14 protein-coding genes are annotated in these 12848 nt (G+C 29.5%); all 14 read left to right on the top strand.

Annotated features, from left to right (window positions below):
- The first annotated feature begins 1 nt into the window (after position 1).
- Entirely contained in the window at positions 2-430 is a 429-nt protein-coding gene (locus tag J4863_RS03185) for a hypothetical protein (RefSeq protein WP_211619019.1), read from the top strand.
- Between the two features lie 264 nt (positions 431-694).
- Positions 695-1006, top strand: a complete 312-nt coding sequence (locus tag J4863_RS03190) for a hypothetical protein (protein WP_211619020.1) — start codon at positions 695-697, stop codon at positions 1004-1006.
- On the top strand, positions 1006-2958 hold the full coding sequence (locus J4863_RS03195) for a V-type ATP synthase subunit I (protein ID WP_211619021.1): 1953 nt from the start codon (positions 1006-1008) through the stop codon (positions 2956-2958). Before J4863_RS03190 ends, J4863_RS03195 begins: the two co-directional genes overlap by 1 nt.
- A 60-nt stretch (positions 2959-3018) precedes the next feature.
- Entirely contained in the window at positions 3019-3504 is a 486-nt protein-coding gene (locus J4863_RS03200; RefSeq protein ID WP_211619022.1) for a V-type ATP synthase subunit K, read from the top strand.
- Between the two features lie 24 nt (positions 3505-3528).
- Positions 3529-4083, top strand: a complete 555-nt coding sequence (locus tag J4863_RS03205) for a V-type ATP synthase subunit E (RefSeq protein ID WP_211619023.1) — start codon at positions 3529-3531, stop codon at positions 4081-4083.
- A gap of 28 nt (positions 4084-4111) precedes the next feature.
- Positions 4112-5113, top strand: coding sequence for a V-type ATP synthase subunit C (locus J4863_RS03210; RefSeq protein ID WP_211619024.1), 1002 nt, complete (start codon positions 4112-4114; stop codon positions 5111-5113).
- Positions 5106-5414 (top strand): V-type ATP synthase subunit F, encoded by a 309-nt coding sequence (locus J4863_RS03215; protein WP_211619025.1) that lies wholly within the window; start codon positions 5106-5108, stop codon positions 5412-5414. The genes J4863_RS03210 and J4863_RS03215 overlap by 8 nt, the downstream gene beginning before the upstream one ends.
- 21 nt (positions 5415-5435) lie before the next feature.
- Positions 5436-7208 (top strand): V-type ATP synthase subunit A, encoded by a 1773-nt coding sequence (locus tag J4863_RS03220; RefSeq protein ID WP_211619026.1) that lies wholly within the window; start codon positions 5436-5438, stop codon positions 7206-7208.
- Complete coding sequence (locus tag J4863_RS03225) at positions 7201-8580, top strand: V-type ATP synthase subunit B (RefSeq protein ID WP_211619027.1); 1380 nt, start codon at positions 7201-7203, stop codon at positions 8578-8580. The genes J4863_RS03220 and J4863_RS03225 overlap by 8 nt, the downstream gene beginning before the upstream one ends.
- 2 nt (positions 8581-8582) lie before the next feature.
- A complete protein-coding gene (locus J4863_RS03230) occupies positions 8583-9224 on the top strand; it encodes a V-type ATP synthase subunit D (protein ID WP_211619028.1) in 642 nt (213 codons plus the stop codon).
- A 147-nt stretch (positions 9225-9371) separates the two neighbouring features.
- Complete coding sequence (rpsO, locus tag J4863_RS03235) at positions 9372-9635, top strand: 30S ribosomal protein S15 (RefSeq protein WP_211619029.1); 264 nt, start codon at positions 9372-9374, stop codon at positions 9633-9635.
- A gap of 196 nt (positions 9636-9831) precedes the next feature.
- Positions 9832-10689: a lysophospholipid acyltransferase family protein gene (locus J4863_RS03240; protein WP_211619030.1), complete on the top strand. Its 858-nt coding sequence runs from the start codon at positions 9832-9834 to the stop codon at positions 10687-10689.
- A gap of 76 nt (positions 10690-10765) precedes the next feature.
- Complete coding sequence (locus tag J4863_RS03245; RefSeq protein ID WP_211619031.1) at positions 10766-11158, top strand: hypothetical protein; 393 nt, start codon at positions 10766-10768, stop codon at positions 11156-11158.
- Positions 11159-11170: 12 nt separating this feature from the next.
- Positions 11171-12745: a ribonuclease Y gene (gene rny / locus J4863_RS03250; protein WP_211619032.1), complete on the top strand. Its 1575-nt coding sequence runs from the start codon at positions 11171-11173 to the stop codon at positions 12743-12745.
- The last annotated feature ends 103 nt before the right edge of the window (positions 12746-12848 follow it).

The raw sequence follows: 12848 nt of genomic DNA on the forward strand, positions 1-12848 counted from the left end.
GATGAGTAGTGGTACAAGAAAGAAAAAATTACAAATGATGGATTTTCCCGATATTCCAAAAACAACTACAAATAATGTATCTCAAAATTACAATACATTTTCAAATGATTGGTCAACATCAAAAATAAAAAAGAGAAAAGTTACTAAAAATGTTAATGGTTTTAATAGAACGAAAGTAATAATTGGAGTTTTCTACATAATGATAGTAGTGGTTGCTGCAATGATTATGACTAATGCGTCTAATGGTGTAGATAAATTAGGTAGAGAAAAAAATGCTAAACAAAAAGAATTAAATGAATTAAAAACTAATGTAGAAAATCTTGAAAATGAAACTATATCAAAAAATGATTTCGCACAAAAAAAAGAAGAAGCTATAAGACAAGGTTTTGTTGAAAAGAATTCATTAAAATATATTAGATTAGATAAGTAAATGAAAATACGATAGATTAAGGTTGTTATGAAAATGACTTTAGGCTATCGTCTTTTTTTAGAAAAAATTAGAATTCAAGAAATTGTAATAAATTCAATTAAATTCTTAAAACTTAAGACATTTTCAAAGATATAATTCTTGACAGAATTATAAAAAAGTGGTATTATTTTTATGACTGATTAGTCATTTTTTTGTCATATTATTTTTTTGATAAATTAAATGATAATTAGTAAAATTCAAATTTGTTAGAAGGAGGTATAAATCTTGGCAGAAGAAGTTTTAAAAAAGATACAAAAAGCAGAAAAAGAAGCTGATGAAATTATATTAAAAGCCAGTGAAGAATCTAAAAATATTGCAAAAGAAACTGATCAAAAGATTAAAGAAGATGGTAATAAAATAATTTCAGATTTAAAAACTGAATTGAAACAATTGAAAGAAAAAACAGTTGAAGAAGCTAATAAATCTGTAGATATTCTCCTTGCTAAAGAAGAGGAAAATATAAAAGATATATTGAATGTCGATAATAAAAAAATTGACGAAATAGCAAATATATTAAGAGAGAGGGTTGTGAAATAATGTCAATAGTAAAAATGAGTAAATTTAATTTAATTGCTTTTGCTTCACAAAAAGCCCCACTTCTAAAAAGTTTACAACAATTTAAAGAAGTAGAATTTGATGATATTCAGATTGAAGAAAAAGAAGATGAAACAATTTTATTGAAAAAAGTAAATAATAATGAGGAATTGACTAGAATAGATGAACGTTTAACAACGGTAGATACAGCTATTCAGCTTTTACAAAAATATCATCCAGTAGATAAAAGTTTAAAAGCAATTATGAGAGGGAATGATAACTATACTTTTAATGAGTTATCAGAAAAAGCTCGAACATATGATTGGAAAACAGTAGCATATAATTTAAAAGATTTGGGAGTAAGATACTCAAATGTAAAATCAAAAATTTCTAAAAAATATTCAGAAATTGAAGATCTTTCAATTTGGAATAGATTGGATATAAATCCTCAAGAATTGAAGAAATTAAAAAATGTAACAAGTTATTTAGGGAGTATTCCTATTAAATTAAAAAATTCGTTTATTGATAAAATTAGCGAGTTAAAATATACTTATTACGAAGAATTAAAAATAACGAAAGAAGATGTTTATTATTTAGTTATTTCAGATAAATCTAATGAAGAAAAAGAAAAATTAGATGAAGTTTTTAGAAATAGTAGTTTTAGTTTGGCAGAATTGAATATTGATAAAGAACCAAATAGTTATATTTCAGATATTAAAAAAGAAATTGAGCAATTAAAGGTTACTAAAAGAGGATTAAAAAAAGAAATTAAAAATTATCTCGATGACTTACCACACTTAGAAGCTATTTATGAGTATTTAAGAAATAAAAAACTTAGAATAGAAACTATGGAGAATTTAGCACAAACTGAGAAAACTTGTGTTATAAAAGGTTGGGTTCCAACTGGTAAGTTAAGTGTATTTGAAAAAACTATTAAATCGGAAGTGGGAGATAATTACTATTTGAAGACACAGGAAGCAGATAGAGATGATTCTGAAGTACCGATAAAATTAAAAAATGGGAAAATTGCAAGTGCATTTGAAAGTTTAACAGGAATGTATGCATATCCTAAATATAATGAAATTGATCCAACACCATTCTTAACACCGTTTTATATAGTGTTCTTTGGAATGATGGGAGCAGATGTTGGATATGGATTAGTATTATTACTAGGAACTTTATTTGTATTGAAATGTATGAATTTAAATAAAAGTAATAGATTATTTGTAAAATTCTTTTTCTATTTAAGTTTTTCAGTTATAATTTGGGGATTGATTTATGGTTCTTATTTTGGATTGCCATTAGTAAAAGGACTTATAGATCCTGGAAAAGATTATAACAAATTATTAGTTGGTTCTGTGTTATTTGGAATAGTGCATATTTTCTTTGGATTGGCGTTAAAAGCATATTTGTTAATAAAAGCGAAAAAACCAATGGAAGCTGTGTATGATGTACTATTTTGGTATATGACACTAACTGGAGGAATGCTTTACTTATTGTTTAAGATGACAAACTTAAATCCGACTGTTGCTACAGTTTCAGGAATTATTGCTGTAATTGGAATGATTGGAATTGTATTGACTGGTGGAAGAGAAGCTAAAAGTGTTGGAGCGAAATTAGGAGGCGGATTGTATAGCCTTTATGGAATCTCAAGTTATGTTGGAGATTTTGTATCGTATTCGAGATTGATGGCTTTAGGACTTTCTGGAGGATTTATAGCTCAAGCAATTAATATGATTATTGGAATGGTATCAGGTTCATGGATTGGATTAATATTTGTTCCGATTATATTTGTATGTGGACATTTCTTTAATATGTTCTTATCGTTCTTAGGTGGATATGTTCATACTTCAAGACTTATGTATGTAGAATTTTTTGGTAAGTTTTATGAAGGTGGAGGAAAACCATTTAGAGACTTTAGAACAGATAGTAAATATATAAATATAGAAGATTAATTAAATTTAGTTAAATATTTGAAAAAATAAATAAAAAATATAAATTTTAGGAGGAAAAAAATGAATAATGTATCAGGTGTATTAGCACAACATGGAGGAGTACTTTTTGCAGCTTTAGGAGCAGCGTTAGCAACGTTTTTAGCAGGTTGGGGATCAGCCAAAGGAGTAGGAATAGTAGGGGAAGTAGCATCAGGATTAATGATTGAAGAACCAGAAAAATTTGGTAAATCGTTAGTATTACAATTGTTACCAGGTACACAAGGATTGTATGGTTTCGTTATTGGATTGATGGTTTTAGGTAGATTGAATGTAAATATGAGTTTTGCAGAAGGTGTATATATTTTGATGGCTTGTTTACCAATTGCAATTGCAGGATATGGTTCAGCAGTAGCACAAGGAAGAGTAGCAGCATCAGGTATTAGCTTATTAGCAAAAAATGAAGAACAATCAACAAAAGGGATTATTTATGCCGTAATGGTTGAAACTTATGCGTTATTAGCATTCGTTGTATCAATTATGTTATTATCTGGAGTATCATTTAAATAATTAAAATTGAAAGGATGTGAAGAAATGTCTAATTTGGATAATTTAACATCAAAAATATTAAATGATGCAAAAATCAAAGCAGATGAAATAGTGAAAGCAGCTCAAAAAACGGCAGCTGAAAAATATAAAAAAGAAATTGGAAAGTATAATTCTCAAAAAGCATCATTGGAGGAAAGTGCAGTTAGAGATAGAGATTTAGCTGTAGAAAGAATAAAATCAGGTGCTAGCTTGAAAATAAGAAATGAAAAATTAAAAGCAAAACAACAAGTTATTGATAAAGTAATCAATAGATTGAGAGAAAAACTTTTAAATATGAATGAAGCAGAATATATAGATTACATGAAAAAAAATCTAGATAATTCTTCTTTAAATAAAAATCAAAAGTTAATTGTTAAAAAAGAATTTTTAAGAAAAGTAAAAAAAGAATTTCCAAATGCAAATATTTCTGAAAAAGAATTTGTAAATTCAGGATTTATTTTGGAAGAAAATGGAGTTCAAGAAAATTATACATTTGAAGTTAAATTAGAATTTATGAGAGATGATTTAGAAGTTCAAATTTCTCAACTTCTTTTTTCATAAGAATTCATAAGAGTAAGGGAGATATTAAATGAATAGAATGGATTACGGACGTAGTGTCGTAACGGTTAGAGTTTTAGAAAAAAAACTTTTGACTAAAAATAAGCTAGATAGAATGATTGATGCTGAAACTCCCGAAGAAGTATTAAAATTATTGGGAGATACAGAATATTCTCAAAATATGTCTGATATTCAAAATGCTCAAGATTATGAAGTGATATTGAAAAGAGAAACTGAAAGAGTGTTTAATCTAGTTAGAGAATTAAGTAATGATACTGAAATAGTTGACATACTTTCTTTAAAATATGATTATCATAATCTAAAAGTATTATTAAAAGGAAGATTGTCTGGGAATGATTTTTCGTATTTGTTGATGGATGCAGGTACTCAGAAAGCAGATAAATTAAAATTAAGATTTGATACGAAACATTATAGTGAATTTCCAGATGAGTTTTCTAAAGCAATTAACGAGGTAGAAAAAGATTTTGATGAGAAAAAAGATCCACAAAGAATAGATATTATAGTAGATAAATACTATTATATAAATTTACTTCGTATTGCAAGAAAGGTCAATGTGCCTTTAATAACTAATTATGTTGAAGGACTTGTTGATTTTCAAAATATAATAACTTTGTTTAGAGTGAAAAAACAACATAGAGATATGAAATTTTTAGAAACAGTTGTTCATGAAGGTGGAACAATTCCTAAAAATAAAATTGTTGCTTCATTGAATGATACGCCAGAAGTTATAGCACAAAATTTTAGAAGAGAAAAATTAGGTGCATTTTTAGTGGAAGGTGTGGAAGCATTCAATGAAAGTAAGAGATTATCAGAATTTGAGAAAATAAGTGATAATTATTTGATGGAGCTAAATAAAGAGTCTAAATATGTAGTATTTGGGCCTGAACCATTATTTACATACTTAGTTGCAAAAGAAAGAGAAATTAATGCGTTAAGAATGATAATGGTTAGTAAAATAAATAATATTAGTTCTGATAAAATAAAAGGAAGGCTGCGTGAGACATATGCATAAAGTAGGTGTAGTAGGAGATAAAGATTCTATTTTAGCTTTTAAGGCTTTAGGTGTAGATGTGTATCCAGTCGTGACTAAAGAAGAAGCAAGAAAAAGAATTGATAGTTTGGCTAATGAGAAATATGGTATAATATTTGTTACTGAACAAGTAGCCGCATTAGTAGAAGAAACTGTTGAGAGATATAATAAAGAATTAACACCAGCGATTATATTGATACCAAATAACCAAGGAAGTTTAGGTATTGGATTGAGTAAAATAGATGAATATGTTGAAAAAGCAATAGGATCGAACATATTCTAATGTGGAAAGGAGCAGATATTCTTGAAAGTAGGAAAAATAATAAAAGTTTCAGGACCTTTAGTTGTTGCTGAAGGTATGGATGAAGCAAATGTATATGACGTTGTAAAAGTATCCGATAGTAAACTGATTGGAGAAATAATTGAAATGAGAGGAGACAGGGCTTCTATACAGGTTTATGAAGAAACTGTAGGTATAGGACCTGGAGAACCAGTTTATTCGACTGGAGAACCTCTTAGTGTTGAGTTGGGACCAGGGTTGCTAGAAGCTATGTTTGATGGGATTCAAAGACCTTTGAAGGAATTCCAGGAAAAAGCAGGAGACTTTTTGAATAAAGGGGTAGAAGTACCTTCATTAAATAGAGAGAAAAAATGGGATTTTGAACCAGTAGCCTCAGTAGGAGATAAAGTTGAAGCTGGAGATATAATAGGAACTGTTCAAGAAACAGCAGTGGTTAATCATAAAATTATGATTCCATACGGTGTAAAAGGAACAATAAAATTTATTAAAAAAGGAAGTTTTACGGTAGTTGAAACAGTTGCTGTAATTGAAACTCCAAAAGGTGATGTGGAAGTACAAATGATGCAAAAATGGCCTGTAAGAAGAGGTAGAAAATATGCTAAAAAATTGAATCCAGAAGCACCATTAATAACAGGACAAAGAGTCATCGATACATTTTTCCCAGTAACAAAAGGTGGAACTGCCTGTGTACCAGGACCATTCGGATCAGGAAAAACAGTAGTGCAACACCAAATGGCAAAATGGGCAGATGCTCAAATAATTGTTTATGTAGGATGTGGAGAACGTGGAAATGAGATGACAGACGTTCTTATGGAATTCCCTGAAATAATAGATCCTAAAACTGGAGAATCATTAATGAAAAGAACAGTATTAATTGCAAATACTTCAAATATGCCAGTTGCGGCAAGGGAAGCGAGTATTTATACTGGAATTACAATTGCTGAGTACTTTAGGGATATGGGATATTCAGTAGCAATAATGGCTGATTCTACATCAAGATGGGCAGAGGCATTAAGAGAAATGTCAGGAAGACTTGAAGAAATGCCAGGAGATGAAGGATATCCAGCATACTTAGGTTCAAGAGCAGCTGAGTTTTATGAAAGAGCTGGACACGTTGTTTGTTTAGGAAAAGATGAAAGAGAAGGAGCATTAACAGTTATTGGTGCGGTTTCTCCTCCAGGTGGAGATATTTCAGAACCAGTTTCGCAAGCAACATTGAGAATTGTTAAAGTGTTCTGGGGATTAGATGCAAACTTGGCTTACAGAAGACATTTCCCAGCAATTAACTGGTTGAATTCGTATACATTGTATCAAACAAAAGTTGATGGATGGATGGATAAAAATATAGGTCCAGCATTCTCAAAAAATAGAGCTAGAGCGATGGCTTTATTACAAGAAGAAAATAGTTTACAAGAAATTGTAAGATTGGTTGGTAAAGATACTTTATCTGAAAAAGATCAATTGAAATTAGAAGTAGCTAAATCAATAAGAGAAGATTATTTACAACAAAATGCATTTATGGAATCTGATACATATACTTCATTAGAAAAACAAGAAAAAATGCTAGCTTTAGTTTTAAAATTCTATGATGAAGGTAATAGAGGATTAGAACATGGAGCATATTTGAATGAAATTGCTTCACTTGAAGTAAGAGATAGAATAGCGAGAGCTAAATACTTACCAGAAGATGAATTATTCAAAATTGATGAAATTGGAAAAGAATTAGAAAATGCAATAGATGATCTTATAGCAAAAGGAGGTGCATTAGATGCTTAAGGAATACAAAACTATAACTGAAGTAGTAGGACCTTTGATGGTAGTTGAAGGTGTTGAAGGAATAAAATATTATGAATTAGTTGATATTGAAACTCAAACTGGAGAATTAAGAAGAGGTAGGGTCCTTGAAGTAAATGGAGATAAAGCAATGGTTCAATTATTTGAAAACTCTGCTGGATTAAATTTGAAAGATTCAAAAGTTAGATTTTTAGGAAGACCTTTATCATTGGGTGTATCTGAAGATATGATAGGAAGAGTATTTGATGGAATGGGTAGACCAAAAGATAATGGTCCAAAAATTATTCCAGAAAAAACATTAGATATTGAAGGAACTGCGATTAATCCAGTTTCCAGAGATTACCCTTCAGAGTTTATTCAAACAGGAATTTCTGCAATTGACGGATTGAATACATTGGTTAGAGGACAAAAATTACCAATATTCTCTGGTTCAGGGATGCCACATGCTGACTTAGCAGCACAAATAGCTAGACAAGCCAGAGTACTTGGTACTGATTCAAAATTTGCGGTTGTATTTGGTGCGATTGGGATAACTTTTGAAGAAGCACAATTCTTTATTGATGACTTCAAAAAAACAGGAGCAATTGATAGAACTGTATTATTTATGAACTTAGCTAATGATCCAGCAATTGAAAGAATTGCAACACCAAGAATGGCACTTACGTGTGCAGAATATTTAGCATTTGAAAAAGGTATGCACGTGTTAGTAATTTTAACAGATTTGACTAACTATTGTGAAGCGTTGAGGGAAGTATCAGCAGCTAGAAAAGAAGTTCCAGGAAGAAGAGGATATCCAGGATACTTGTATACCGATTTATCAACTTTATATGAAAGAGCAGGAAGAATTAAAGGTAGAGAAGGTTCAATAACACAAATACCAATATTAACAATGCCAGAAGATGATAAAACGCATCCAATTCCAGATTTGACTGGATATATAACAGAAGGGCAGATTATTTTATCAAGGGAATTGTATAAACAAAACTTGATGCCACCAATTGATGTATTGCCGTCACTTTCAAGATTGAAAGATAAAGGGATAGGTAAAAATAAAACTAGAGAAGATCATGCAGATACGATGAATCAATTATTTGCGGCTTATGCGACAGGAAAAGAAGCAAAAGAATTAGCAGTAATTCTAGGAGAATCTGCATTATCAGATACAGATAAGGCGTTTGTTAAATTTACGAATGCGTTTGAAGAAAAATATGTAGCTCAAGGATTTGAAACAAACAGAACGATAGAAGAAACTTTAAACTTAGGTTGGGAATTATTAAAAATATTACCTAGAACAGAATTAAAAAGAATTAGAGATGAATATTTGGAAAAATATCTACCAGCAGGAGATGAATAATTATGGCAAGATTAAATGTCAATCCTACTAGGATGGAGTTATCTAAGTTAAAGATTCGTTTGAAAACAGCATCAAGTGGGCACAAATTGTTAAAAGATAAACAAGATGAGCTTATGAGACAATTTATTGAAATGATTAAGCAAAATAAAAAGTTGCGTGAAAAAGTTGAAGTAAGACTACAAGATTCATTCAAAGATTTTCTTTTAGCGAGAGGTGTAATGTCAGATGAAATGCTTGAAAATGCGATCGCATATCCAAAAGAAAAAATTAGTGTGAATATCACTAAAAAAAATATTATGAGTGTTAATGTTCCTAAAATGGAATTTATTAGAGATGAAACAAGTGCCGAAGGTTCGATATATCCTTATGGGTATGCTCAAACATCAGCTGATTTGGATGATGCAATTGATGGATTAAGCAATGTAATGTCTGAGTTATTAGAATTGTCTGAAATTGAAAAAGCGTGTCAATTAATGGCGGATGAAGTTGAAAAAACAAGACGTCGTGTTAATGCTTTGGAATATAGAACGATACCTCAGTTAAAAGAAACAATAAGATTTATCCAAATGAAATTGGATGAAAATGAACGTGGAAGTATAACTAGATTAATGAAAGTAAAAGATATGATGGCTAATGCACAGTAAGTGAAGAAAAATTCCTAACTTTCCAAAACTTTTTTCTTTACAAAAACTGTAAATTATGATATCATAACAAAGGTAATTTAATCTATGAATATAAGTTGCCACTATATTCTTGGATTGGATAATATATAATTAGGAGGAAATTAAACAATGGCAATGAGATCAAAACAAGAAATTATTGAAGAATTTGGAAAAAATGCACAAGATACTGGATCTGCAGAAGTTCAAGTAGCTTTATTAACAGAAAGAATTAACCATTTAACAGGACACTTGAAAGTTCATTTTAAAGATGTTCACTCAAGAGTTGGATTATTAAAAATGGTTGGTAAAAGAAGAAGATTATTAAACTACATTAAAAATAGAAATGTTGATGATTACAGAAACTTAATCGAAAGATTAGGAATCAGAAAATAGCAAAAGTAAATTGAAGCTATCTCGATTTGAGGTAGCTTTTTTTGATATAAATTTGATAAAAGTTATAGAAGAAATTATAAAAAAATGTTATAATTTTAAAAAATAAATATTTTAATAGATACTTTTTAGAGATAACCATAACAAGTAAGAACTATTATGAGAATATTTATTATTTAGAAAAATTGGAGATTGTGATATGAAATATACATTTAGTGAAAATATTCAAGGATTTTTAGTGATTGGAATAAGAAAAATTCTATCTTTTATTCCGCTAAAAATGAGGTATAAATTTTTTGAAAATTTAGGGTTGTTGGCTTATTACTTGATAAAGAAAAGAAGAGAGTTAACGATTGATAATATTAAAAATGCATTTCCTGAAAAAAGTGAGAAGGAAGTTATTGAAATTGCAAAAGGTTCTTATAAAACGATGGGAAAAATGATAATGACGTCGATTTATTTGGAAGAAATTACGAAAAACGGGAATACAATTGTGGAAAATGAAGAATTGATGCTTGAGGCGTGTTCTCGTTCAGAAAAAGCTGTGATTATTGTTTCGTTACATTTAGGTGGATTTGAAGCTGGAAGTGTTATGCGAAATATTCGAAAATTTTATGCAGTATTTAGACGACAGAAAAATAGGAAATTAAATGATTTGATGACAAAATGGAGAGAAGAAGGAGGACTTAATTCATTGCCATTGAAAGATACAGATGCTTTGAATAAGGCTTTAGGAGAGAAATGTATGATAGCATTGGCTTCAGATCATCATGGATCAGGTGTTGAGATTCAATTTTTTGGAAGACCAGTTGAAGCTGTAACTGGCCCTGCCTTATTAGGGTTTAAAAATAAGACTCCGTTGATTTTGACTTATGCAGTGTTTGAAGACAATGTAATTAAAATAAAAAATAAGAAAATTTTAGAAATAGAGAAAAAAGGAAAATTAAAAGAAACAATGCAATACAATATGCAAAAGATTTTCCATGAATTTGAAGAAATCATAAGAGAATATCCAGATCAGTATATGTGGCAACATAAAAGATGGAGAAAAAAATAAAAAATTAATTCACAGACTTGAATATAAAAAAAAAGTGTGATAAAATTATAAGGTAGACTTTTTGGAGGGAAAATAGATGAAAAAATATTTATTTTTACCAATTTTATTAATTTTTATGAGCTGTACATCATTAAATGCATCTACTACAGTAACGGAAACTAGTAAAATTAGTAATGAGATTACAACTGTAATCGAAGAATTAAAAGAAGTTGCAAGTTTAAATGAATATGATAAATTAGAAAACTTTTTTTTACCTACATTAAAAAATAAATATGTTGTTAAACAGCTTAAACAATATAATCTTTCAAATTTAACATTAGTATTTTCAGAAATTGATGTTATTTCAAAAGATAAGGCAAAAGGGACAATGGTAGTAAATTATGGTTCAGAGAGTAATTATTTTAAAATAACTTGGAAAATTTCTAATGATGGAAGTTGGAAAATTGCTGATGTAGTTGAAAAAAAATAGGAAAGGAGAAAAATGAGCATATCAATAGTTATATTGTTGATTGTTATTTTTTCTTTTTTAGCTTTTTTCATAGCTTATTTTTTTGGAAGCTCGATTTTTAAAAAGAAATATGGAGAATTGAGTGAATTAGAGCTAAGAATAATTGATGCAAAAAGAAGATTGGAATCATCAAAAAAAGAAGTTGAAAGAGAAATAGAATCGTTTAGAAAAGAAGAAACATTAAAAGTAAAAGAAGAACTGCTTAATGAAAAGAAAATAGCAGATGAAGAAATAAAAAAAATGAAATCTGAAATTGCTTTAAAAGAAGAAAGAATTGTAAAAAAAGAAGAAATTTTAGAGGGAAAAACAGAAAGATTAGAAGAAAAAGAATTCAAAATCGAAAGACATCGTGAAAAATTATCAAGAAAAGAAAATGAATTGAATGAATTGATTTCTAAGGAAGAGAAAGAGTTAGAAAGAATATCAGAATTGACGAAGGAAGATGCAGCTAAGATAATTCTTACTAAATTGGAAAATGAATTAGATCATGATAAAGCAGTTTTAATAAGAGATTTTGAGCATAATTTGGATAGAGAGAAAGACAGAATTTCCAAGAGAATTATTTCTACAGCTATTGGGAAAGCAGCTCCTGATTATGTTATAGATTCGACAATTTCAGTTATTCAGTTGCCAAGTGAAGAGATGAAAGGTAGAATAATTGGAAGAGAAGGAAGAAATATTAGAGCAATTGAAGCAGCTACAGGAGTGGATTTGATTATAGATGATACGCCTGAAGCAGTTGTTTTATCATCATTTGATGGTGTTAGAAGAGAAGTGGCTAGAATTGCATTAGAAAAATTAATTTCTGATGGTAGAATTCATCCAACTAAAATAGAAGAAGTGGTTGCAAAAGCTCAAGGTGAAGTTGATGAAAGTATTTTAGATGCAGCAGAACAAGCTATTTTAGAAGTTGGAATTCCTACATTGCCAAGAGAAGTGTTAAAAGTATTAGGAAGATTGAAATTTAGAACATCATTTGGACAAAATATTTTACAACATTCAATTGAAGTAGCACATATTGCTACGGCACTTGCGGCAGAAGTTGGTGCTAATGTGGAAGTGGCTAAGAGAGCAGCTTTGTTGCATGATATCGGTAAGGCATTTTCTCATGAACAAGAAGGATCGCATGCTTTAAATGGTGGAGAATTCTTGAGAAAATTCTCTAAAGAAAATGAGATTGTTATAAATGCTGTAGAAGCGCATCACAATGAAGTAGAGCAATTGAGTATTGAAGCTGTGTTAGTTCAAGCTGCAGACTCGATATCAGCATCAAGACCAGGAGCTAGAAGAGAAACATTGTCTAATTATTTGAAGAGATTGGAACAATTGGAGGAAATAGCAAATAGTCATGAAGGAATTGAAAGCTCGTATGCAATACAAGCTGGAAGAGAATTGAGATTGATTGTTCATCCAGATAAAATTGATGATGATAAAGCTACGATTTTGTCTAGGGAAGTTGCTAAGGAAATTGAAGAAAAAATGCAATATCCAGGACAAATTAGAGTAACTGTAATAAGAGAAACAAGAGCGGTTGAATACGCAAAATAAATAAAAATAATAAACTGTCTTTAAATAGGGCAGTTTTATTATTATTTATTAATGTTTTATTAAATATAAAAGATGTAATATTATAATAAAAGTAGAGTAATGG

Source organism: Leptotrichia sp. oral taxon 221 (assembly GCF_018128245.1).
GTDB lineage: Bacteria > Fusobacteriota > Fusobacteriia > Fusobacteriales > Leptotrichiaceae > JABCPH02.